Raw genomic sequence first — 22,644 nt, forward strand, 5'->3', positions numbered from 1 at the left:
GCGGGCTCATCGGTCAGCCAGGGCCGGCGCACGGCCGCCGAAGACGGCGAAGCGCCACTCCTTGAAGAAGCAGTCCACGTCGGCCAGCCCGGCGTCGCCCAGCCAGCGGCACTGGTCGGCGACCGTGGCGGGCCGGTCGTGCCGCATCCGCTCCCGGGAGGCGGCGATCTCCTCGGCGTCGGAGCCCAGCTCGGTGATCCGTGCCGTCCACACCTCGTCGTAGCGCCGGTCGAGCGCCGGCGTCGGCCCGGCCACCTGCTCGGCGTTGACGAACACCCCGCCGGGCGCAAGCGCCTCGGCCGCGCGCCGGTAGAGCGCCCGCTTGCCGTCGTCGTCGAGGTGGTGGATGGCGAGCGCGGAGACCACCGCGTCGTACCGGCCGGCGGGCAGCGGGTCGGCCAGGTCGGCGTGGACCGTGCGGTGCGGCACGCCGCGCGCGGACAGGTGGCCGGTGGCCACGGCCAGCATGCCGGGCGCGCCGTCCACGAGCGTCAGCCGCACGCCGGGAATGGCGGCGGTCAGCAACAGGGAGAGCAGGCCGGTGCCCGCGCCCAGGTCCAGCACCTCGGGGGTACGCCCGGCGGCGAGCGCCGCCCGCAGCGGCGGTGCGGCCACCTCGACCGCAGTGCCGTAGAAGGCGTCGAAGCAGGGCACCAGTCGGCGTCGGGCCTGGTCGTAGCTGCCGGCCACGGCGTCGAACGCATCCGTCACGCTCATCGAGTCTCCCGTTATGTGAGACGATTTTCTCACATTCTAAACCTCGCGGTCCGACCCGTCACCCCCGTGCGGTGTGAGGCGCTCTTGACAGGACCGAAACAGAAGGGACCCGGGCCGGAAACCCCCCGGCGGCACGCTTTTCCGACATGACAGACGGTGCGCACGTGGCGACACAATCCGGGGTACGCCCCCGGGAGGCGGCCACGCACTGCCCGTACTGCGCGTTGCAGTGCGGCATGGTGCTGCGCGCGGTCGGCGGCGGCGTCGAGGTCGCCCCGCGGGACTTCCCCACCAACCGCGGCGGGCTCTGCCAGAAGGGCTGGACCGCCGCCGAGCTGCTCGACCACCCGGAACGGCTCACCACGCCGCTGGTGCGGGACCGGAAGGGCGCCGAGCTGCGCCCGACGGGCTGGGACGAGGCGCTGGACCGGATCGCCGCCGCGCTGCGCACGGTCACCGACCGACACGGGCCGGACGCGGTAGCGGTCTTCGGCGGCGGCGGGCTGACGAACGAGAAGGCGTACGCGCTGGGCCGGTTCGCCCGGGTGTCGCTGCGCACCCGGCACATCGACTACAACGGACGCTGGTGCATGTCGTCGGCCGCCGCGGCCGGCAACCGGGCCTTCGGCGTCGACCGGGGGCTGCCGTTCCCGCTGGCCGACCTGGGCAGGGCGGACACGCTGATGCTCGTGGGCGCGAACCCGGCCGAGACCATGCCGCCGCTGATGCGACACGTCACCGACCAACGGGCACGCGGCGGCCGGCTGATCGTGGTCGACCCCCGGGCCACCGCCACCGCCCGCCAGGCCGACCTGCACCTGCAACCGCTGCCCGGCACCGACCTGGCGGTGGCCAACGCGCTGCTGCACATCGCGCTCACCGAAGGCTGGCTCGACCGGGCTTACGTCAAGGCGCGGACCACCGGGTTCGACGAGGTCCGGCGTACCGTGGCCGGCTACTGGCCGGCGGAGGTGGAACGCCTCTCCGGGGTGCCGGTGGCCGATCTGGAGTACGCCGCCCGCGCGCTCGCCGGTGCGGACCGGGCGATCATCCTCACCGCCCGGGGCGCCGAGCAGCACGCCAAGGGCGTGGACACCGTCACCGCCTTCGTCAACCTGGCGCTCGCCCTGGGCCTGCCCGGCCGCCCCGGCTCCGGCTACGGCTGCCTGACCGGGCAGGGCAACGGGCAGGGCGGCCGGGAACACGGGCAGAAGGCCGACCAGCTCCCCGGTTACCGGCGGATCGACGACCCGGCGGCCCGGGAACACGTGGCCCGGGTGTGGGGAGTAGACCCGGCGACGCTGCCCGGGCCCGGAGTGCCGGCCTACCAGTTGCTCGACTCGCTCGGCACCCCGTCCGGGCCGAAGGCGCTGCTGGTGTTCGGCTCGAACCCGGTCGTCTCCGCGCCCCGGGCGGCCCGGATCGAGTCCCGGTTGCGCGACCTGGACCTGCTCGTGGTCGCCGACTTCCTCCGCTCGGAGACCGCCGAGCTGGCCGACGTGGTGCTGCCGGTGACCCAGTGGGCCGAGGAGGACGGCACGATGACCAACCTGGAGGGTCGCGTGCTGCGCCGGCGCGCGGTCCGCGTACCACCCGCCGGGGTCCGGACCGACCTGGAGATCCTCGCCGGGCTCGCCGCCCGGCTGACCGCCGACGCGCCGTTGCCGACCGACCCGCGGGAGGTGTTCGAGGAGCTGCGGCGGGCCTCGGCCGGCGGCCCGGCCGACTACGCCGGGATCACCTGGGACCGGATCGACGCCGACACCGGTGTGTTCTGGCCCTGCCCGGACCCCGACGGCCCGGACCGTCCCCGCCTCTTCGCCGACCGGTTTCCCACCCCGGACGGCCGGGCCCGCTTCCACCCGGTGACCCACCGCCCGGCCGCCGAGCCGGTCTGCGCCGAGTACCCGCTGCACTTCACCACCGGCCGGGTGCTGGCGCACTACCAGTCCGGCGCGCAGACCCGACGGGTCGCCGCGCTGCGCCGGGCCGCCCCGGAGGGCTTCGTCGAGGTGCACCCCGACCTGGCCGCCCGGCTCGGCGTGACCGAGGGGACACCGGTGCGGGTGGTCTCCCGCCGGGGCGAACTGCGCGCGCCGGCCCGGCTCAGCCCGGCGATCCGGCCGGACACCGTCTTCGCGCCGTTCCACTGGCCCGGCGCGGCGCGGGCCAACTCGGTCACCAACGACGCCCTCGACCCGGTCTCCGGAATGCCCGAGTTCAAGATCTGCGCGGTCCGGGTGGAGCGGGCATGACCGGGCGGACCCTCGTCGTCGGATACGGCATGGCCGGCGCCCGGCTCGTCGCCGAGCTGCACGCGCGCGGCGGCGACCGGCGGATCACCGTGCTCGGGGCGGAGCCGCACCGGGCGTACAACCGGATCATGCTCTCCACGCTGCTGGCCGGGAAGATCGACGAGCCGGACGTGGAGCTGGTCGAGGCCGTCGGCCCCGCCGTCGACGTGCGGACCGGCACGCCGGTCACCGCGATCGACCGGGACGCCCGGGAGGTACGCACCGCCGACGGCGGCCGGCACGGCTACGACCACCTGGTGCTCGCCACCGGCAGCCGGGCGGTGGTGCCGCCGCTGCCCGGGCTCGACCCGCTGCCCGCCCGGGTGATCCCCTTCCGCACCCTGGCCGACTGCCGGCGGATCCTCGCCGCCGCCCGGGGCGCGCGCCGCGCCCTGGTGCTCGGCGGCGGGCTGCTCGGGCTGGAGGCGGCCCGCGGCCTCGCCGCCCGGGGCCTCGACGTGACGGTGGTCCACCCGGTCGGGCACCTGATGGACCGGCAGCTCGACCCGGCCGCCGGCACGGTCCTCGCCGGCACGCTCACCGGGCTGGGCGTCCGGGTCCGGCTCGGCGTGCGGGCGACCGGGGTGACCACCGACGGCGACGGGGTCTGGCTGCACCTGGACGCCGGTGCGCCGCTCGCGGCCGACCTGCTGGTCCTCTGCTGCGGCGTACGCCCCGACACCGCGCTGGCCCGGGCGGCCGGGCTCACCGTCGACCGGGGCGTGGTGGTGGACGACCGGATGCGGACCAGCGACCGGCGGATCTCGGCGATCGGCGACTGCGCCCAGCACGGCGGGGCGCTGACCGGGCTGGTCGCGCCGGCCTGGGCCCAGGCGCGGGTGGTGGCGGACGTGCTGACCGGCGCCGGACCGCTGGTCCACTACCGGCCCCGGCCGGTGGTGACCCGGCTCAAGGCCGCCGGCATCGACCTGGCCGCGATGGGCGACATGGCCGGCGCCCCGGCCGGGAACGGCGCGGTGGAGGAGTTGACGTTCGCCGACCCGGCCCGGGGCACCTACGCCCGGCTGCGGATCCGCGACGAGCGGCTGACCGGCGCGATCCTGCTCGGCGACAACCCGGCCGTCGGCACCGTCGTGCAGCTGTTCGACCGGGGCGCGCCGGTGCCGGCCGACAGGCGTTCGCTGCTGCTCGGCCGGGCGGTCGGCGCGGTGGCCGAGCCGGCCGCCTCCCCGGCGCTGATGCCCGACGCGGCCACCGTGTGCCGGTGCAACGACGTGACCAAGGGCGCGCTCGTGGCGTGCTGGCGGGCCGGCGCCCGGTCCGCGGCGGCGCTGTCCACGACGACCCGGGCCGGCACCGGATGCGGCGGTTGCCGGGACGCGGTGGCCGGCATCGCCGGCTGGCTGGCCGAGGCGGACCCACCCGCGGACGCGGGCGAACGAGGCGCGAGGACGGAGCGCGAAGCGGTGGAGGTGGCGTGATGAACGAGTCGGTCAGCAGGGTCGTCGTCGTCGGCAACGGGATGGTCGGGCAACGGTTCGTCGAGGCGCTGCGCGCCCGCGACCGGGACGGGCGGTGGCGGGTCACGGTGCTCGCCGAGGAGCGACGCCCGGCGTACGACCGGGTGCGGCTCTCGGCCGTCTTCGACGGGGTGAGCGCGGAGGAGCTGAGCCTGCACACCCCCGACGACGGGGTGGAGCTGCGGCTGGGCGAGCCGGCCACCGGCATCGACCGGGCGCGGCGGGTGGTGACCACGGCGACCGGGGAGCACCGGTACGACGCGCTGGTGCTGGCCACCGGGTCGTACCCGTTCGTCCCACCGGTCGACGGCACCGGCCTGCCGGGCGTCTTCGTCTACCGGACCCTGGACGACCTGGCCGCGATCCGGGCGCACGCCCGGGGCCGGCGGACCGGCGCGGTGATCGGCGGCGGGCTGCTCGGCCTGGAGGCGGCCAACGCGCTGCGCCTGCTCGGGCTCGCGACGAGCGTGGTGGAGTTCGCGCCCCGGCTGATGCCGGTGCAGGTGGACGACGCGGGCGGGGCGATGCTGCGCCGGTACGTGGAGGAGTTGGGCGTCACGCCGTACCTCGGGGTGGCCACCACGGCGCTGCGGCCCGGACCGGACGGCACGGTGGCGTCGCTCGACCTCGCCGACGGTCGCACGGTCGACGCGGAGCTGGTCGTGGTGGCGGCCGGGATCCGGCCCCGGGACGAGCTGGCCCGGGCGGCCGGGCTGCCGCTGGGTCCGCGCGGCGGGGTGCTCGTGGACGCGGCCTGCCGCAGCGCGGACGAGCGGGTCTGGGCGGTCGGCGAGTGCGCGGCGGTGGACGGCACGTGTCACGGCCTGGTCGCGCCGGGGTACGCGACCGCCGAGGTGGTCGCCGACCGGCTGCTCGGTGGGACGGCCACGTTCCCCGGCGCGGACACCGCGACGAAGCTCAAGCTGCTCGGCGTGGACGTGGCCTCGTTCGGTGACGCGCACGGCGTCACCGCCGGCTGCCTCGACGTGACGTACACCGATCCGGCCACCCGGTCGTACGCGAAGCTGGTCCTCTCCGACGACGCGCGGACGCTGCTCGGTGGCGTGCTTGTCGGCGACGCGAGCGCGTACCCGACGTTGCGGGCGAGCGTCGGCGGGCCGTTGCCCGCTCCCCCGCTGGCGCTGCTCGCCCCGGCCGGCGGCCCGGGCGCCGGGGCCGGCGCGCTGCCCGCCGCCGCCCAGGTCTGTTCCTGCAACGCGGTGACCCGGGCGGACCTGGACGCGGCGATCGCCGGCGGGGCGACAGACGTGCCGGCGTTGAAGGCGTGCACCCGGGCCGGCACGAGTTGCGGGTCCTGCGTGCCGATGCTGAAGCAGTTGCTGGACGCCGCCGGGGTGCGGCAGTCCACCGCGCTGTGCGAGCACTTCGACCTCAGCCGGCAGGAGCTGTTCGACCTGATCCGGGTCCGGGGCATCCGCACCTTCTCCCGGCTGGTCGCCGAGCACGGGCGCGGGCGGGGTTGCGACATCTGCAAGCCGGTGGTGGCGTCGATCCTCGCCTCCCTCGGCAGCGGCCACGTGCTCGACGGCGAGGCGGCGTCGCTCCAGGACACCAACGACCACTTCCTGGCGAACCTGCAACGCGACGGCAGTTACTCGGTGGTGCCGCGGATTCCGGGCGGGGAGATCACCCCGGAGAAGCTGATCGCGATCGGTGAGGTGGCCCGGGACTTCCGGCTCTACACCAAGATCACCGGCGGGCAGCGGATCGACCTGTTCGGCGCGCGGGTGGACCAGTTGCCGCAGATCTGGCGTCGGCTCGTCGACGCCGGTTTCGAGTCGGGTCACGCCTACGGCAAGGCGCTGCGCACGGTGAAGTCCTGCGTCGGCGACACCTGGTGCCGATACGGGGTGCAGGACGCGGTCGGGCTGGCGGTCACGCTGGAGTTGCGCTATCGCGGCCTGCGCGCGCCGCACAAGCTGAAGTCCGCGGTCTCCGGCTGCGCCCGGGAGTGCGCCGAGGCCCGCGGCAAGGACTTCGGCGTCATCGCCACCGAGACCGGATGGAACCTGTACGTCGGCGGCAACGGCGGTTTCCGGCCACGGCACGCCGACCTGTTCGCCACGGACCTGTCGACCGAGGCGCTGATCACGGTGATCGACAGGTTCCTGATGTACTACGTCCGCACCGCCGACCGGTTGCAGCGCACGGCCGCCTGGATCGAGGCCATGGACGGCGGCCTCGACCACCTCCGGTCGGTGATCGTGGAGGACTCGCTCGGGCTCTGCGCCGACCTCGACGCGGCCATGGCCCGGCACGTCGCCGCCTACTCCGACGAGTGGCGGGACGTGCTTGAGGACCCGGAGCGGCTGCGCCGCTTCACCTCCTTCGTCAACGCACCGGACGTGCCGGACCCGTCCATCACCTTCGCCGTGGAACGGGGCCAGCCGGTGCCGGCCCGCGGGGGGCCACCGGGCTCCGGGCACCGCCGGCAGCCGGTCACGCTGGGCCTGCCGGAGGTACGGCGATGAGCCCGACCGTGACGCTGCGCTGGACGCCGGTCTGCCCCCTGGACCGGCTGGACCTCGACCGGGGCGCCGCCGCCCTCGTGGACGGGGTACAGGTCGCGCTCTTCCGGACGGCCGCCGGGCTGTTCGCGGTGGACAACCTGGACCCGGTCGGCGGCGCGTACGTGATGTCGCGGGGACTGGTGGGCAGCCGGGGCGGCGTGCCGACGCTCGCCTCCCCCCTGCACAAACAGGTCTACGACCTCACCACCGGCCGCTGCCTGGACCTTCCCGGGGTGACGCTGCGGCGGCACCGGGTGCGCTGCCGGGACGGCCTGGTCGAGGTGCGGCTGCGGCAGGAGGAGTGAATGCGGGACGAACTGGCGGGCTTCACCATCGGGGTCACCGCGGACCGGCGGCGCGACGAACTGGCCGCCCTGTTCCAGCGACGTGGCGCCCGGGTGGTGCTCGCCCCGGCGCTGCGGATCGTGCCGCTGGCCGACGACAGCGACCTGCGCGAGGCGACCCGGGCCTGCCTGGAGCACCCGCCGGACGTGCTGATGGCCAACACCGGCATCGGGATGCGGGGCTGGCTGGAGGCGGCCGAGGGCTGGGGCCTGGCCGAGCCGCTGCGCGCCACGATCGCCCGCGCCTACGTGGTGTCGCGGGGGCCGAAGGCGACCGGGGCGATCCGCGCCGCCGGCCTGCGTGAGCACTGGTCCCCCAGCTCGGAGAGCTGTGAGGAGGTGGTCGAGCACCTGGTCCGGCGCGGCATCGCCGGTCAGGTGGTGGCGCTCCAACTGCACGGCGACCGGCAGCCAGAGTGCACCGAGGCGCTTGTCGCGGCCGGGGCCACGGTGATCGAGGTGCCGGTCTACCGGTGGGCGCCACCGGCCGACCCGGCGCCGCTGCACCGGCTCATCGACCTGGTCGCCGGGCGGCTTGTCGACGCGGTCACGTTCACCTCCGCCCCGGCGGCCGAGGCGCTGCTGCGGGCGGCCGGGGACCGGACCGAGACGGTGCTTCAGGCGCTGCGCGGCGACGTGCTGGCCGGGTGCGTGGGCACGGTCACCGCCGAGCCGCTGGTGCGGCGGGGGGTGCCGGTGAGCGCGCCGAGCCGGGCCCGGCTCGGCGCGCTGGTCCGGACGATCGTCGAGGAGCTGCCCCGGCGGACGGTCTCGGTGAAGGCCGCCGGGCATCTGCTCACGCTGCGCGGCCACGCCGCGGTGGTGGACGGGGAGCTGCGCCAGTTGGCGCCGGCCCCGATGGCCGTGCTGCGGGCGTTGGCGGCGTCCCCGGGAAAGGTGCTCTCCCGCACCGCGTTGCTGCGGACGCTGCCGCGCGGTGCGGACGAGCACGCGGTCGAGATGGCGGTCGCCCGGCTGCGGGTGGGGCTGAAGGCTCCCCGGGTGGTGCAGACCGTGGTGAAGCGCGGCTACCGCCTGCGGGTGGACTGAACGCCCGGCTCAGCTCCGCCGGCCTTGCTGCTCCCCGCCCGTGCCGCCGAGTTCCAGGTCGACCAGGGCGAGCAGGAACGCCGAGGCGTGGCGGGCCTCGTCGTGGGCGATCTCGGCGAACAGGTCCGCCGCCTCGTCCTCGCCCACCGACGCGGCCTGCCGGGAGAAGGACGGATACATCGTGGTCGCCTCGTAGACCTCGCCGTCGATCGACTTGCGGAGGTTCTCCGCGTCGCTGCGTACCAGCCCGGCCAAGGTGGCCGTCTCGGAGAAGTGCTCACCGAGTTCCTGGCCGGCGGTGTTCTCCCAGAGCTGGGCCAGCCGCGGCCGGCCGCCGTCACGGGCGTGCCGGGCGTAAAGGGTGTACGAGGCGTTCGCGAACGCCTCGCCGTGCAGCGTCGCCTCCAGGTCAGCGGTCCCGGCGGGCCTGCCGGGCGTACCCCGGGTAGACGACGGTGGCCTCGTGCCACTCGCCCGCGATCGACGTGCGCAGGTTTGCCACGTCCGTGCCGACGAAGTCGATGAGTACGGCTTCCTCGGTGAAGTGCTCGTTCAGCTCGGTGTCGGCGGTGGCGGCGTAGAGCGCGGCGATGTCGTCGTGGCCATTGCGGCCCGCTTCCGCCCCGTAGGCCAGGTAGCTGGCGTTGGCGAATGCCTCCCCATGCATCGCCGTGAGCGTGTTGGCCCGGGTCGTGTCGTTCGTCACCGCCGCCTGGGCGGGCGCCGCCACCAGCCCCGCGCCCAGCGCGGCACCGGCAAACAGCGCGGTGATGCCTCGAACTGTCCGCATCGGATTTCCCCTCTCCTCTGAGCGCGCCGTGAACAAACTTTCACGTAGCGTGACGACGCTCGGGGGAATCCTAAGTTTTCGCAGGTCAGGGGCGGAATAGCCGCAGCTCGGTGAGCCACCCGACCACTACGGGCACCGCCGCGAACAACGACAAATCCGGCTCAGCCCACCGACGTCGCGTAGCCGTGCTCCGCCTGGAGCCGGAGCATGGCGTGCTCCACGACGGTCACCAGCACCTGTTTGACCGAGTCCCGCCGCCGCGCGTCGCACATCACCATCGGCACGTCCGGCGGAATGGCGAGCGCCTCCCGGACCTCCTCCAGCTCGTAGTGCGGCGCGTCACCGAACCGGTTCAACGCCACCACGTACGGCAGCTTGCGGTTCTCGAAGTAGTCGAGCGGCGCGAACGCGTCGGTGATCCGGCGGGTGTCCACCAGCACCGCCGCGCCCACCGCGCCCCGGATGATCTCGTCCCACATGAACCAGAAGCGGGTCTGTCCCGGCGTGCCGAACAGGTAGAGGATCAGGTCCTCGGCCATGGTGATCCGGCCGAAGTCCATGGCGACCGTGGTGGTCTCCTTGCCCGGCACCTTCGACGCGTCGTCGATGCCCACGCCGGCCGCGGTCATCAACGCCTCGGTGGTCAGCGGCTGGATCTCGGAGATCGCCCCGACGAGCGTGGTCTTACCCACGCCGAAGCCACCCGCGATCACGATCTTCGCGGAGATGATCTCCCGGCCGCGGTTCGCCCCGTCGGGGTCATAGTTCGCGAAGTCCACTTAGCACCCTTCCAAGCAGGTTCATGCGCGCCGCGAAACCCGTCGCGGGAGCGGCAGTGTGTAGCGTCAGCAGGCCCTCGGCCACCATGTCGGCGACCAGCACCCGGGTGACGCCCAGCGGCATCCGGGTGTAAGCGGCGATTTCCGCCAGCGACTGTGCCCGGCCTTCACAGACCGAGGAGATGCGGTACTTGTCGTGCCCGGCGAAGCGCGCCTCGGCGGACTGGGTGGCCGTGCTCGACAGCACCGCCTCGAGCGCGATGTTCTGCAACGGCTCGGTGCGGCCCCGGGTGACCGCGTACGGTCGCACCAGCGCGCCGCGCGGATCACGTCGCGGTTCCATCTCGCGATCACCTCCCCTCGTACGGAGCCGGACCGGCCCCGGATCCCCAGGTCAACGGCCGGTCAGGACCGGACGGCGTCCCTCGGCAGCGGCACCAGCGCCTGGCCGACCCGTTCCACGAGCAGCGCCATCTCGTAGCCCACCTGGCCGACGTCGCAGCTACGCGCCGCGAGTACGGCCATCGACGAGCCGTCACTGATGGACATCAGGAAGAGGTATCCGCTGTCCATCTCGATCACGGTCTGCAACACCCCGCCGGCGCTGAACATCCGCGCCGCGCCCTCGGTGAGACTGACCACGCCGGAGCTGATCGCGGCGAGCTGGTCGGCCCGGTCCTGGGGCAGGTCCCGGGAGGAGGCGAGGAGCAACCCGTCCGCGGACACCGCCACCACGTGGGCGATTCCCGCCACGCTGTCGGCGAAGTTGGTGAGCAACCAACCCATGTCCTGCATGGCCGCCGGCCTGTTCATCGGTTCGTCTCCTTGGTCGAGGTGCTGTTCAGATCGGTGCCGGCGGTGCGGCCCCGCTGGACGCCACGGTGGTAGGCGGAGAGCAGGCCCCGCACTTCGTCCGGACTACGCCGGCTGCGGTCGCGACCGCTCTTCGGTTCGATCCCGCCGGGCACGAGCTGCGCCTGCGGCACCCGCTTGGGCAGGCCCGAACGGGTGGTGCCGCCGGTGGTGGGCTCCGCGGCCCGGCTGGCCCGGTTCCAACCCTCGTCCGCCGCGGTCCGCCAGGCGTCGGCGTCGACAGGCGCCCCGGCCGGCTCCGGAGCCGGCCCCGGGGTCGGCGTCGGGATAGGGGCCGGCGCGGGCGGCGCCGCCGCGGCGGGCGGTGTGACCGGCACCGCGGGCGAGCTGTACGCGGCCGGTGTGGTCAGCCCGGACGCCTGGGCACCCGGGGTGCGGGTGGGCAGCGGTGGCCGTGCCGACGCGGCGGGTTGCGCCGGTGCGGGCGGCGGCTCGTCGAACCGGGGCCGGGTGAAGATGGTGGTCTCGTCCTCTCCGTGCGAGCGGAACCAGACCGCCTCCATCTCCCGGAATATCGGTACCTCCGCCGGCCGGTCCGGCCGGGCCATGACCGGCGCCGCCGGGGTGGTCTCGACCGTGGGCGGCGCGGCGAGCGGCTGGTAGGCCGGCGGGGCCGAGAGGGCGGACGGCGTCGCCTCGCTGCCCGGCGTCCGCTTGGGCAGCGGATCGACGGCCGGGTAGGCGACGGTCGGACCGCCCGCCGACCAACCGGCGCCCGAGACCGGCGCGGGTGCGGCGGTGCCCGGCGCGGGGGGCCGCGCGCCGGTCGCTCCGCCGAGCTGGACACCCGGGGTGTCGTCCCGCACCTCGGCGGGCGCCTGCCAGCGCGCGGGCTGCGGGGTGTGCACGTCGCGCCACTGGTCGGCCAGGGTGGCGGTGCCGCCCCGGCCGGCGCCGGCCAGCGCGTCGGCGGCGCCGACCTGGCTGAGCGGCGACGGCTCGACGGCCAGCGGCTGACGCGGCCGGGTCAGCGGGGCCTGCCCCCGGTTGGCCGGCAGCACCACCGTCGAGTTGGGCAGGGTGACCTGGGCCACGGTGCCGCCCTCGACGTTGCGGCGCAGCTCGACCCGGATGCCGTAGCGGGAGGCGAGCCGGCTGACCACGGCCAGACCCATCAGCCGGAACGCGGCCACGTCGACCGTCGGCGGCGCGGCCAGCCGACGGTTGAGCGAGTCGAGCTGGTCGTCGGTGAGGCCGAGCCCCCGGTCCTCGACCTGGATCAGCACGTAGTCGCGGATCCGCCGGCCGTCGGCCACCACCACCGTGTTCGGGGGCGAGAACCGGCTGGCGTTGTCGAGCAGCTCCGCGACCAGCCGGACCACGTCGTTGACGGCGTGCGCGGCGACCGAGATGTCGGTGTCGACGGTGCCGAACTCGATCCGGTTGTAGAGCTCCACCTCGGACTGGGCGGCGCGCAGCACGTCGACCAGGAGCGCATCGTCGCGACGCGGCACGGCCGAGTCCGCCCCGGCCAGGACCAGCAGGTTCTCGTCGTTGCGGCGCATCCGGGTGGCCAGGTGGTCCAGCTCGAAGAGCTGGGCCAACCGCTTCGGGTCCTCCTCGCCGCGCTCGATCGCGTCCAGCTCACCGATCATCCGGTCGACCAGGCTCTGCGAGCGACGGGCCAGGTTGAGGAACATCGCCGAGACGCTGGTACGCAGCGCGGCCTGCTCGGCCGCCACCCGGACCGCCTCCCGGTGGACCACGTTGAAAGCCACCGCCACCTGGCCGACCTCGTCGCGGTTGGTCAGCTTGATCGGGTCCCGCACCTGCTGGACGATCTCGTCCACGCCGCCGTCGCCGATGGCGTTGACGTTCTGGAGCCGGCTCACCGCGTCCGGCAGGTCGTGGTTCGCCACGGCGAGCGCGCCCTCACGCAGCCGGCGCAGCGAGTCGTTGAGCGAGCGGGCCAGCACCACCGCGAGCGTCACGGCGACCGCCAGCGTGAGCAGCACGAGCAGGCTCTCCACGATGGCCTGCCGGATCACGTCGCTGCGCGCCGCGTCGGCGTCGGCGAGCAGTTCGTCCAGAAGCTGGATCTCGGCCCACCGCATCAGGTCGTCGACCGCGCCGACGGCGGCGGACACCTCGTCCCGGTCGACGAGCGCGGCCTTCCCGACCGACCGGGTCAGGTCAGCGGCCATCCGGTCGGCGAGCTGGACCGCGTCGCCGGAGACCGTGCGGTCGACCAGGGCCCGCTGGTCCGGGGCGGCGGCCCGGGAGAAGGAGAGCAGCGCCTCCTGCTGGCCGGTGAGCGTGGCCACGAAGGAGGAGAACTGCTCCTCGTCGATGCGCTTGCTGGCGGCGAGCGCGGTGAAGGCGACCGCCTGCTCCTCCGCCACCTCGGCCTTGGCGTGGGCGAACGCGGCGACCGCGCGGCGGGCGTCGGCGAGGTCCTCCGCACCGGGCAGTTGGGCCAGCGTGTCGCCGTACGCCACCAGGTCGTCGAGGACGATCCCGTAGCGCAGGCTCGCCTCGGCCACCGGCATCTGCGCCCGGTCGAGCACCTCCTGGCGGGTGCCGTTGAGCGTCTCCAGATGGTCGTCGATCACCTTGAGCCGGTCCCGGACCGCAGCCGGCAGGTCGCCGAGCGTGCCGCGCTCCTCCCGGTACGCCGCGATCCGCTCGTCGGTCTGTCGCACCCGCAGGTTGTAGGCGTCCGGCTTCTGGTTCGGGTCGACGAGGAAGGCGGACGCCGCCATGCGCTCCTTGTGCAGGTCCTGGGTGAGCGCCGAGACGTCGACCGACACCGCGGTCAGCGCGCGGACCTGGTTTGCGTCGTACGCGCCCTGACCCACCGAAATGAGTCGGATTGTTGCCAGTGCGATGACAGCGGCCACCGGGACGACCAGGATGAGGGCGAGTTTCGAGCGGATCCGCGCGTCACGCAGCCTGGGCAGGCGCCGTCGCCGGTTCCGCTGGTCGGCGTTTGGGCTCCCGGGCAGGGTCGTAGGTCGGGTGCTCACGACATCGCCTCCGTCGTTTCTTCCACGCGCGACCCGCTGACCCGTGCCTGATGCAGCGGCCACCGCCACGCGCGGCACGGCCGCGATTTCATCAGACGAGATCCTTTTTGGGAAGCCGCGGTGAGGCAGGAATCGGTCGAGGGCGGCTCAACCCGTGATCCGGTCACCTAATACCTTCTTTTCTCCAACCCCCTGAACAGGGGATGTCACTCCAGAGTGGCCACACGTATCTGGGCAGTAATTGTCAGTTAAGGTTTCGTGTCCCCACCATGTGGGATGAGCGTCCCGAAACGGCATCCCGCATCCTCCGCTTGACCACAGGGCCCGGCATTGGCAAGGTTTTGCAGGCTTCGCGCACACCGTACGGCACCCCAATCCCGTTCCTCCACTGAGGACGGACAAGCGGCGGTGATCGGGCGCCGGCCCGCGCCGCACCCTGGAGGACTGAGTTGAGCCCCATCCGCTCCGCGAGCATCGCGGTGCTCGCATCGGCCGTGCTGGCCACCACGCTCACCGGCTGCGGGATCGGCGGGGAACCGCAGGACACCAGCCCGATCGTCATCGCCGCCGACCTCGAACTATCGGGCGCCTCCGCGTCGATCGGCAAGGTGTACCAGAGGGCTCTGGAACTGAAGAAGGAGCAGCTCAACGCCTCCGGCGCGCTTGGCGGCCGGAAGATCGAGCTGAGGATCAAGGACAACCGTTCGGACGCGGCCGAGTCCCTGCGGAACATCAACGATTTCAGCGGCGACTCACAGGTGAGCGCCGTCATCATGGGCGGCTGCAACGAATGCGCGGTCGGCGCGGCCCGCACGATCAACGACAAGCGCATTCCGACCATCGCGCTCGCTGCCGCCGGCGCCGTCACCGAACCGGTGGACCAGCGACGGTACGTCTTCAAGCTGGCCCCCAACGCGGTCGACAGCGCAGCCGCACTCACCACCGAGCTGACCCGGCGCGGCATCCGGAAGGTGGCCGTGCTGCACAGCGCCGACGGGTACGGCCAGGAAGGGCTCTCCGCGCTGCGTCGGGAGTTCGACAAGACCACGGTGCGGCTGGTGGCCGCCGAGTCGGTGCGGGCCACCGACACCGAGGTGAGCACGCAGATCGACGAGCTGACCGACCGCAAGCCGCAGGCCCTGATCCTCTGGACGCCCCCGGAGCAGGCGACGCTCGCCGCCACCACCGCCCGGCAGGACAAGTTCAACGGGTCGCTGTTCTTCGACGCCTCGGCCGCCGGTGACCTGTTCCTCGGCCCGTCGGCCCGCTCCACCGAGCAGGCCACCCTGATCTTCACGCAGACGATGGTGATCGACGACGTCATCGCCACCACCCCGGCCAAGGCGGCCCGCCGGCAGTGGTTCCAGGACTACACCGCCCGGTGGGGCGGCTACAACGGCTTCTCCTCGTTCGCGGCGGACGCGATCCAGTTGATCGCCGACGCCGAGCAGCGCGCCGGCGGGGAGGCGGGCGACATCAACCGGGACGCGCTGCGCGACGTGCTGGAGACGGCGCAGCTCGACGGCCTCTCCGGCCCGATCCGATTGACGCCGGACAACCACTCGGGGCTGATGCCGCAGGCGTTGACCACGTTGGTCGCGCGGGGCGGTCGTTGGCGGTTGGCTGGCTAGTCACCACCGCGGGTGTGGTCCCCGGGCGTGACGGGGCCACACCCGCGGTGGTCAGCGGGCCGAGGTGGTGGCCCGTACCCACGGCAGAGCGAGCCGCTCGATCGCGCTCAGGGCCGCGTAGAGCACGATGCTCATCAGCGCCACGAGCATGATGGCCGCCCAGGCGGTCGCGGTGTCACCGACGCCGTTGTACTGGAGGATCTGATAGCCCAGGCCGGGCCGGTCCGAATAGAACTCCCCGATCACCGCGCCGATCGCGGCCAATGGCATGGACACCTTGAGGCCGACGAAGATCTGCGGCAGCGCGGCCGGCAGGCGCACCTTGCGGAACGACTGCCACCAGGAGGCGTTGAGCGACCGGCCCAGTTCCGCCAGGTCGGCCGGGGTGGTGGTCAGCCCGGTGGCGGTGGAGAGCACGATCGGGAAGAAGCAGAGCAGGAACACCATGGTCAGGATGGGTTTCTGCCCGAAGCCCACGGCCACCACGAGCAGCGGGCCGAAGGCGATCTTCGGAACCGCGTTCACCGCCACCAGCAGCGGCGCGAACATTCGCTCCACCCGGCGGGACGCGGCCAGCGCCATCCCGATCAGCACGCCGACGATCGACGAGAGCAGGAAGCCGGACAGGGTCATCCAGGTGGTGAACCCCAGGGCGGGCAGCAGCACGTCGGTGGTGTCCGCAAGCGAACGGGCCACCGCCTGCGGCGGCGGCAACGCGGCCGGGTGCACCAGGTGCAGCACGGACGTGACCAGCCACCAGACGGCCACCGCGATGACCAGCCCGAGCGCCGGCAAGGCGATCACGGCCGGGCGTACGACAGGCCCGCGCCGGGCGGTCGCCGCCGGAGCCGGCTCCTCCGGCGCCCCGGGCCGGGCCTCGGTCAACTGCGTCAACGTGTCCTCCTTCTTCGGCCGGTCGGACGACCGGCACGCGAAGGGGGTGCGACCCACCGGAGGTCCGGCCGGTCGCACCCCCGTGCCCGAGCCGACCGGTCAGGCCTTCGGCGCGAGGTCGAAGTTGATGATCTGGTCGGGGGTGAGGTTCTGCTTGAGCGCGCCCGCGCCCTGGAGCAGCGCGATGCTCTTGGCCACCCGGCCGCTGTCGAGCGTGCCGATCGCGGTGCCGGAGTTGCTCGACCGGACGTACGCGGCCATCAGCTTCAGCTCGGCGGAGGCGGCGGCCGGGATGGCGGCCGGCACGTTCTTCTTCAGGATCTCGCCCGCCTCGTCCGGGTGCTCCAGCGAGTACTCCAGACCCTTGAGCAGCGCGGCGGTGAACTTCTTCACCATTTCCGGCTTCTCCTTGGCGATCTTGGTGGAAGTGATCAGCGCATTGCCGTAGAGGTCCTGCATCACGTTGCTGTAGGGCAGGACGACAGGCTTCTTCTTCGCCACCGTCTCGACCGTGGGCTGGCCGACGACGAACTGGCCGATGCCGTCCACCGATCCGGCGGCGAGCAGGCCGATGAGGCCCTGCGCGTCACCGTTGACCCAGGTCACCTTGCTGCCGTCGATGCCGGCCAGCCGGGCGTACGTGGGGAAGAGGTTGCGCACGACGGAGGTCGGGGTGTCGGCGAGCTTCTTGCCCTCGAGGTCCTTCGGGGTGGCGATGTTCTTGCCCTCGACCGTGACGATGGCGGCCATGGTGCGCTGCTGGATCGCCGCCACCGCGACGAAGTCCTTGGCCTCGCCGTTGCCGAGCTGGAGGATGCCACCGGTCAGGTCGATCGGACCGAAGTCGGCCTGGCCGCCGGTGATCGTCTGGATGACGGAACCGGTGCCCTGACCGGGCTTGATGTCGACGTCGAAGCCGGCCTCCTTGAAGAAGCCCTTGTCCTTCGCCACCCAGGCGTAGGAGTCACGGCCGAAGTTACCGAACGAGGTGAGGTAGGTCACCTTCTCCGTCGCCCCGCCGCTGCCGCCGTCGCCGTCGGAGGAATCCGAGTCGCTGCTGCAGCCGCCCACCAGGGCGAGGGCGGTCGCCAGCGCCGCGGCGGCGACCGTACGGGTCAACCTTCTCATCTGTACACCATGTCCTTTCCGACCAGGACATCTACGCCGGTCGGGTCGTGGGTTCGACGGGGTCGGCAGGGGGGATCGACCGACTGGACCGTCGCGAGGGGACTCTTCGCGCGCAACAGCGTACGAGAAGGCTGATGACGTGCCGCAACCGTCCGGGTTGCGGAAAGGAAACGAAGTCGCGTGACGGGAAGCGGACTGACGTCCACCCCGGACGGTGCTATAAGCACGGTTCCCGCTAGGCTGGCCGGGCTCGCGATCGTGACGACGGTGGAAGGGAGCCGGCGGGAGATGATCCGACTGTCCGGGGTGTCCCGCACCTTCGACGGCCGCTCGGGGCGGGTGGAGGCGCTGCGCGGCATCGACCTCGACGTCGCCGACGGTGAGTTCGTCGCCGTCCTCGGCCGCTCCGGCTGCGGGAAGTCCACCCTGCTGCGCATGATCGCCGGCCTGCTGCCGGCCACCGCCGGTGAGATCACCGTCGCCGGCACGCCGATCACGAAGCCGCGCCAGGACGTCGCCATGCTGTTCCAACGTCCGGCGCTGCTGCCCTGGCGCTCGGTGCTCGACAACGTCCTGCTGCCGGTGGAGATCTTCGGCTGGAGCCGGGCGAAGCACCGCGACCGCGCCCGCGAACTGCTGGAGATGGCCGGGCTGGGCGGCTTCGAGAAGCGCCTCCCGCACGAGCTCTCCGGCGGCATGCAGCAGCGCGTCTCGCTCTGCCGCTCGCTGATCGGCTCCCCCCGGGTGATGCTGATGGACGAGCCGTTCTCCGCGCTCGACGCGCTCACCCGGGAGGAACTCTCCGGCGAGCTCCAGCGGGTGCACATGGACACGAAGGCGACGATCGTCTTCGTCACCCACTCGATCGACGAGGCGGTGCTGCTCGCCGACCGCGTCGTCGTGCTCAGCCCGCGTCCCGGCCGGATCCGCCAGGTGGTCGAGGTGGCCGTCCCCCGGCCCCGCACCCTGGGCCGGCACGCGCACCTGGCCGACGTGGCGCGGATCAGCGCCGAGCTGCACGAACTCCTGATGGAGCGGGACGCCCCCGGCGTACCCGCGTCGACCGAGACGCCGTCGCGGGCCGCGGCGGCGGGAGGACGGTGAGCATGCGGGTCTCGGTCTTCACCGAACCCCACCGCGGAGCGGACTACGACGACCAGCTCCGGTTCGCCCGGCTGGTCGAGGAGACCGGCTTCGAGGGCTTCTTCCGCGCCGACCACTACCGGGCGATGGGGGACGAGCCGGCGCTGCCCGGCCCCACCGACGCCTGGTTGACGCTCGCCGCGCTGGCCCGGGAGACCACCCGGATCCGGCTCGGCACGCTCGTCAGCTCCGCCACCTTCCGGCTCCCCGGGCCGCTGGCCGTCATGGTCGCCCAGGTCGACCGGATGAGCGGCGGACGGGTCGAGCTGGGCATCGGCGCCGGCTGGTTCGAACGGGAGCACACCGCGTACGGCATCCCGTTCCCGCCCGTCGGCGAGCGGTTCGACCGGCTGGCCGAGCAACTGGAGATCGTCACCGGGTTGTGGCGCACCCCGCCCGGCGAGACGTACAGCTTCCGCGGCGACCACTACCAACTGACCGACGCGCCCGCGCTGCCCAAGCCGGTGCAGCAACCCGGGCCGCCGGTGATCATCGGTGGCCGGGGACCGAAGCGCACCCCCGAGCTGGCCGCCCGGTACGCCGACGAGTTCAACATGCCGTTCAAGAGCGTCGACGAGACGGCCGCCGCGTACGAGCGGGTTCGCGAGGCGTGCGACCGCTTCGGGCGCGACGCGTCCGGACGTGCGCCGCTGACGCTTTCCGCCGGCATCGTGGTGGCCATCGGGCGCACCGACGCCGAGGCGCGACGCCGGGCCGCGCCGCTGCACGTCACGAGTGCCCTCCCGCCGGAGGACCCGGTGGTCGGCTCCCCCGCCCAGCTCGTCGAACGGCTCGGCGAGTTCGCCGCGATCGGCGCCACCCGGGTGCACCTGCGGCTGATCGACTTCGACGACCTCGACCACGTGGAGCTCATCGCCGCCGAGGTGCTCCCCCACCTGGACGGACCGCGATGACCCACCCGCACACCGACCTCGAACTCGGCCCGGTGGGCCAGGAGATCGTCTACGAGAACGACCGGGTACGCGTCTGGCACATCCGGCTGGAGCCGGGCGAACGCCAGCCGCTGCACCGCCACGACCACCCCTACCTCGTCGTGGCGGTCGAGGGCGCGAAGAACGTGGTGCAGACGGTCGACGGCACCACGATCGACGCCGACGAGCCCACCGGCGGGGTGGTCTACCGCGACCCGGGCGCCGTGCACATGTTGACGAACGTCGGCGACACCACCTACCTCGCCCGCCTGGTCGAGTTGAAGTAGCCACGCCGACGCCGTTCAGCGCGCCGCGCGGTGGCAAGGTGGCGAACCACCCCACCGGGCCGTAACGTGCCCGACATGGCCTTTCGGACGTGGGGCAGGCTGCTGCTCACGGCGCTCGGGGTGAGTGTGCTGGCCGGCGCCGGCCAGCTGGGCGTGGCGTACGGCTTCGGCGTCGTCCGCCTCGACGGCGCGTTCGTCGACGGCTCGGTCAACAGGTGGCCCGCCCAGCTCGCCTGGGTCGCCTGGGTCGCCGCGGTCGCCGCCGTCGCCGGGGCCGTCCTCACCGAACGTCTCGGCCGCCGGGACGACCGGCCCGGCGGCACCACCGAGCTGCTCGCCGTCGCCGGCGTCAGCGCGCTGGGCGCGATCGTCGTCGCCCCGCTCTGCATGCAGCCGGCCCGCGCGGCCGAGCTGGGCGGCTCCGTCGACCCGGCCTGGGCCGCCGGCATCTGCGCCGTCCTCGGCGCGGTGGTGGGCGCCGGCGCGGCGATCGCCGTACTGCTCAAGCCGCCGTTCGGCTGGGGTGTCGCGTGCACCGCCGGGGTCGTCTGGTTGCTGGCCCTGCTCTCCGTCGCCCCCACGGTCGTCGCCAACCGGCCGCTGACCACCGTACGCCTCGGCGTCCTCGAGCCGTCCTGGCTGGATGCCGCCGCAGCGCAACGCCTGTCGATGCTGCTGCTGCCCACGCTGGCCCTGCTCGCGGGCGGCGCGATCGGCCTGCTGGCCCGTCGGGCCGGGCATCCGCCGCTTGTCGGCGGCGCGGCCGGGGCGGCCGGGCCGGTGCTCGTGGCGTTCGCCTACCTGACCGCGGGGCCGGGCACGACGGCCGACCGTTACCAGCTCGCGCCCTACTACGGCGCGTTGATCGCGATCGTCGCCGGCGCCCTCGGCTCGACCGCCACCTCGGTGCTGCGCCGGCCGGTCCCCGGCGGCACCGGCGCCGTCGAGCCCACCGACATCCTCGCGCCGCTGCCGGCCGGGGTTACCGCCTCGGCCACCCCGCCCACCCCGGCCTCCGCCGTCGCAACCCCGACCCCGACCCCGACCTCGGCCGGCGCGCCGGCACCCGCGCACTGGGACTGGCCGGAGGCCGGCGGGTCGAACGACGAGAGCGCAACCCGCGGCCTGCCGATGCCCGGCCTGTTGCCGCCGGGCCGGCGGACCTCGGCCATCGACGTCCTGGCCGCCGGTCGCCCCGGTCCGCAGCCTCCGACCGGGCCGGATCCGCTCGGCAGCGGCACCGGGGCGCCGGCGGGCGGGCCGGCCGGAGTCGAGCCACCGGCGACGGCCGAACCGGTCCGGACCGGACCCGAGCCCCGGACGGCCCCGCCGGCAACCGACGCCGAGCCACGCACGCCGACAACCGACGTCGAACCACGCACGCCGACAACCGACGTCGAACCGCGCACGGCGCCGATCGATGCCGAGCCACGCACGGCGCCGGCGACGGCCGACGCCGCGCCCAAGCCGGCCGCGACGCCGCGGGCCACCCGGCCGCGGCGGGGCCGCACCGCCGCCCGGTCCACGCCGACGGCGGACGGGCCGACGCCGACGGACCGCCCCGCGGAGCCGGCGGTGGACGGGGACAGGCCGGCCGGCGGCCCTGCTCCGGCGCCCATCGGGAACGACGGCACGCCGACCGCTGCCCGGCGGCCCGCCGGCCGCCGCGTCGCCCCGCCGGACGCCGCTCCGTCGCCCGTGAGCCCACCACCCGCCGCACCCCAGCCGGTGGCCCCGCCAGCTGCCGCCCCCCAGCCCGTGGCCCCGCCGCCCACCGCCCCCCAGCCCGTGGCCCCGCCGCCCACCGCCACGCAGCGGGTGACCCCGCCGGCAGCCGCCCCGCAGCCCGTGGCTCCGCCGGCAGCCACCCGGCCGGCAGCCGGAGCCGCCACGGCCGGTGCGTCCGTCCCGGCGCCGGCCGACCCCATCGCCCAGGCCGACCCCATCGCGCCGGCCGACCCCATCGCGCCGGCCGAGCCGCCGACCGCGGCACCGAAGCCGGCCCGCCGCCCGCGCAGCTTCTTCTTCGCCGCCGAGCCGGCCGACAGCCCCACCCCGCCCGCGTCGCCCCGGCCGCGGTTCTCCATCTTCGACGACGTGCCCGAACGACCGGGGGACGTGCGGCCGGCCTGGCCGATCCCCCCGGCGGCGAGCCGCCCGACCCGCCCGGCCGACGCCACCGCACCGGGAGAACCGTCGACCGGACCCGGAAAGCCGCCCGCGCCAGGCAAGCCGACCAACGCGCCAGGCAAGCCGACCAACGCGCCGGGTGAGCCGGCCGCGCCGGGTGAGCCGGCCGGCGTACGGGGCCGCGCCGTGACCGAGCGGGACGGCGACGGCGCGACGGGCCGGGCCGAGTCGGCACCCCGTCCGCGCCACCAGGGCCCGCCCGAGCCGGGCCGGAGCACGGGATGGGACGCCCTCGCCACCAACGCCCGCTCCGCCGGTCGGACCGGATCCGGCGCGACCGTGCCGGCTCAGGGCGGCGACGCGGAAACGGCCACGACCGGTCCGGGTGCGGAGCCTTCCGACCGGGAGGCGACGCCGGGCCGGCACGCCGGGGCGGACGACGCCGAGGCTGCCGGCGGGAAGTCGAAGGGCCGACGCGGCCTGTTCCGGCGCAACCGGGACCGGAGCGGTTCGGAACCGGCCGACGACGCGGCCGGGCCGAGCGCCACGCCGGACGAGGAGTACGTCGACTGGGTCGCCGGTCTCGCCGCCGACGACAACGCCGACGACGCCCGCTCCCTGCGTACCGGCCGGCACCACCGCGACTGAGGCCGGTGCCCAGATCTTGGTCCGAA

19 protein-coding genes are annotated in these 22,644 nt (G+C 74.1%); 10 read left to right on the forward strand and 9 right to left on the reverse strand.

The window, feature by feature from the left end; genetic code table 11:
• Window positions 1–6 precede the first annotated feature (6 nt).
• A complete protein-coding gene (locus O7613_RS21540; RefSeq protein WP_282289746.1) occupies window positions 7–717 on the reverse strand; it encodes a class I SAM-dependent methyltransferase in 711 nt (236 codons plus the stop codon).
• 146 nt (window positions 718–863) lie between these two features.
• On the opposite strand from O7613_RS21540, the gene O7613_RS21545 reads away from it, so the two are divergent.
• Genes O7613_RS21545 through O7613_RS21565 form a run of 5 tightly spaced genes read left to right on the forward strand, consistent with a single transcriptional unit; the run spans window position 864 to window position 8,417 of the window.
• Window positions 864–2,972: a molybdopterin oxidoreductase family protein gene (locus tag O7613_RS21545; RefSeq protein WP_282289747.1), complete on the forward strand. Its 2,109-nt coding sequence runs from the start codon at window positions 864–866 to the stop codon at window positions 2,970–2,972.
• A complete protein-coding gene (locus O7613_RS21550) occupies window positions 2,969–4,453 on the forward strand; it encodes an FAD-dependent oxidoreductase (RefSeq protein ID WP_282289748.1) in 1,485 nt (494 codons plus the stop codon). The genes O7613_RS21545 and O7613_RS21550 overlap by 4 nt, the downstream gene beginning before the upstream one ends.
• On the forward strand, window positions 4,453–6,984 hold the full coding sequence (gene nirB / locus O7613_RS21555) for a nitrite reductase large subunit NirB (protein ID WP_282289749.1): 2,532 nt from the start codon (window positions 4,453–4,455) through the stop codon (window positions 6,982–6,984). The genes O7613_RS21550 and nirB overlap by 1 nt, the downstream gene beginning before the upstream one ends.
• The gene (gene nirD / locus O7613_RS21560; protein ID WP_281586645.1) at window positions 6,981–7,328 is read left to right on the forward strand and encodes a nitrite reductase small subunit NirD; all 348 of its coding nucleotides are present in this window, start codon (window positions 6,981–6,983) and stop codon (window positions 7,326–7,328) included. Before nirB ends, nirD begins: the two co-directional genes overlap by 4 nt.
• On the forward strand, window positions 7,329–8,417 hold the full coding sequence (locus O7613_RS21565; RefSeq protein ID WP_281586644.1) for a uroporphyrinogen-III synthase: 1,089 nt from the start codon (window positions 7,329–7,331) through the stop codon (window positions 8,415–8,417).
• A 9-nt stretch (window positions 8,418–8,426) separates the two neighbouring features.
• Here the strand turns inward: O7613_RS21565 and O7613_RS30815 are convergent, their stop codons facing one another.
• From O7613_RS30815 to O7613_RS21595, 6 genes are all read right to left on the reverse strand, one after another.
• A complete protein-coding gene (locus O7613_RS30815) occupies window positions 8,427–8,672 on the reverse strand; it encodes a ferritin family protein (RefSeq protein ID WP_348651308.1) in 246 nt (81 codons plus the stop codon).
• A 154-nt stretch (window positions 8,673–8,826) separates the two neighbouring features.
• Window positions 8,827–9,207, reverse strand: a complete 381-nt coding sequence (locus O7613_RS21575; protein ID WP_282289750.1) for a hypothetical protein — start codon at window positions 9,205–9,207, stop codon at window positions 8,827–8,829.
• 161 nt (window positions 9,208–9,368) lie between these two features.
• On the reverse strand, window positions 9,369–9,986 hold the full coding sequence (locus O7613_RS21580) for an ATP/GTP-binding protein (RefSeq protein ID WP_281586642.1): 618 nt from the start codon (window positions 9,984–9,986) through the stop codon (window positions 9,369–9,371).
• A complete protein-coding gene (locus O7613_RS21585) occupies window positions 9,967–10,329 on the reverse strand; it encodes a DUF742 domain-containing protein (protein ID WP_089155225.1) in 363 nt (120 codons plus the stop codon). The genes O7613_RS21580 and O7613_RS21585 overlap by 20 nt, the downstream gene beginning before the upstream one ends.
• A 62-nt stretch (window positions 10,330–10,391) precedes the next feature.
• Window positions 10,392–10,799 (reverse strand): roadblock/LC7 domain-containing protein, encoded by a 408-nt coding sequence (locus O7613_RS21590; RefSeq protein WP_282289751.1) that lies wholly within the window; start codon window positions 10,797–10,799, stop codon window positions 10,392–10,394.
• On the reverse strand, window positions 10,796–13,825 hold the full coding sequence (locus tag O7613_RS21595) for a nitrate- and nitrite sensing domain-containing protein (protein WP_282289752.1): 3,030 nt from the start codon (window positions 13,823–13,825) through the stop codon (window positions 10,796–10,798). The genes O7613_RS21590 and O7613_RS21595 overlap by 4 nt, the downstream gene beginning before the upstream one ends.
• Window positions 13,826–14,274: 449 nt before the next feature.
• Between O7613_RS21595 and O7613_RS21600 the strand changes: the two genes are divergently transcribed.
• Window positions 14,275–15,456 carry an ABC transporter substrate-binding protein gene (locus tag O7613_RS21600; protein ID WP_281586640.1) on the forward strand — a complete coding sequence of 394 codons (1,182 nt, stop codon included), beginning with the start codon at window positions 14,275–14,277 and terminating at the stop codon, window positions 15,454–15,456.
• A gap of 51 nt (window positions 15,457–15,507) precedes the next feature.
• Here O7613_RS21600 and O7613_RS21605 read toward each other — a convergent pair whose 3' ends face one another.
• Window positions 15,508–16,350 carry an ABC transporter permease gene (locus tag O7613_RS21605; RefSeq protein ID WP_282289753.1) on the reverse strand — a complete coding sequence of 281 codons (843 nt, stop codon included), beginning with the start codon at window positions 16,348–16,350 and terminating at the stop codon, window positions 15,508–15,510.
• Between the two features lie 99 nt (window positions 16,351–16,449).
• Window positions 16,450–17,478, reverse strand: coding sequence for an ABC transporter substrate-binding protein (locus O7613_RS21610; protein WP_281586638.1), 1,029 nt, complete (start codon window positions 17,476–17,478; stop codon window positions 16,450–16,452).
• Between the two features lie 288 nt (window positions 17,479–17,766).
• Here O7613_RS21610 and O7613_RS21615 point away from each other — a divergent pair, with 288 nt between their 5' ends.
• The 4 genes from O7613_RS21615 (at window position 17,767) to O7613_RS21630 (ending at window position 22,618) form a co-directional block, all read left to right on the forward strand.
• Window positions 17,767–18,582, forward strand: coding sequence for an ABC transporter ATP-binding protein (locus O7613_RS21615; protein ID WP_282289754.1), 816 nt, complete (start codon window positions 17,767–17,769; stop codon window positions 18,580–18,582).
• 2 nt (window positions 18,583–18,584) lie between these two features.
• Entirely contained in the window at window positions 18,585–19,535 is a 951-nt protein-coding gene (locus tag O7613_RS21620; protein WP_281586636.1) for an LLM class F420-dependent oxidoreductase, read from the forward strand.
• A complete protein-coding gene (locus tag O7613_RS21625) occupies window positions 19,532–19,840 on the forward strand; it encodes a cupin (protein WP_281586635.1) in 309 nt (102 codons plus the stop codon). Before O7613_RS21620 ends, O7613_RS21625 begins: the two co-directional genes overlap by 4 nt.
• A 75-nt stretch (window positions 19,841–19,915) precedes the next feature.
• Entirely contained in the window at window positions 19,916–22,618 is a 2,703-nt protein-coding gene (locus O7613_RS21630) for a hypothetical protein (RefSeq protein ID WP_282289755.1), read from the forward strand.
• The last annotated feature ends 26 nt before the right edge of the window (window positions 22,619–22,644 follow it).

This window comes from Micromonospora sp. WMMD975, from assembly GCF_029581215.1.
In the GTDB taxonomy this organism is placed as follows: domain Bacteria; phylum Actinomycetota; class Actinomycetes; order Mycobacteriales; family Micromonosporaceae; genus Micromonospora.

Bases quoted from the DNA above. Each gene is read 5' to 3' on its own strand.
- O7613_RS21540 (WP_282289746.1), bottom strand. From the start codon at position 717: ATGAGCGTGACGGATGCGTTCGACGCCGTGGCCGGCAGCTACGACCAG.
- O7613_RS21575 (WP_282289750.1), bottom strand. From the start codon at position 9,207: ATGCGGACAGTTCGAGGCATCACCGCGCTGTTTGCCGGTGCCGCGCTG.
- O7613_RS21545 (WP_282289747.1), top strand. From the start codon at position 864: ATGACAGACGGTGCGCACGTGGCGACACAATCCGGGGTACGCCCCCGG.
- nirB (WP_282289749.1), top strand. From the start codon at position 4,453: ATGAACGAGTCGGTCAGCAGGGTCGTCGTCGTCGGCAACGGGATGGTC.
- O7613_RS21625 (WP_281586635.1), top strand. From the start codon at position 19,532: ATGACCCACCCGCACACCGACCTCGAACTCGGCCCGGTGGGCCAGGAG.
- O7613_RS21610 (WP_281586638.1), bottom strand. From the start codon at position 17,478: ATGAGAAGGTTGACCCGTACGGTCGCCGCCGCGGCGCTGGCGACCGCC.
- O7613_RS21585 (WP_089155225.1), bottom strand. From the start codon at position 10,329: ATGGAACCGCGACGTGATCCGCGCGGCGCGCTGGTGCGACCGTACGCG.
- O7613_RS21550 (WP_282289748.1), top strand. From the start codon at position 2,969: ATGACCGGGCGGACCCTCGTCGTCGGATACGGCATGGCCGGCGCCCGG.
- O7613_RS21620 (WP_281586636.1), top strand. From the start codon at position 18,585: ATGCGGGTCTCGGTCTTCACCGAACCCCACCGCGGAGCGGACTACGAC.
- nirD (WP_281586645.1), top strand. From the start codon at position 6,981: ATGAGCCCGACCGTGACGCTGCGCTGGACGCCGGTCTGCCCCCTGGAC.
- O7613_RS21615 (WP_282289754.1), top strand. From the start codon at position 17,767: ATGATCCGACTGTCCGGGGTGTCCCGCACCTTCGACGGCCGCTCGGGG.
- O7613_RS21630 (WP_282289755.1), top strand. From the start codon at position 19,916: ATGGCCTTTCGGACGTGGGGCAGGCTGCTGCTCACGGCGCTCGGGGTG.
- O7613_RS21590 (WP_282289751.1), bottom strand. From the start codon at position 10,799: ATGAACAGGCCGGCGGCCATGCAGGACATGGGTTGGTTGCTCACCAAC.
- O7613_RS21565 (WP_281586644.1), top strand. From the start codon at position 7,329: ATGCGGGACGAACTGGCGGGCTTCACCATCGGGGTCACCGCGGACCGG.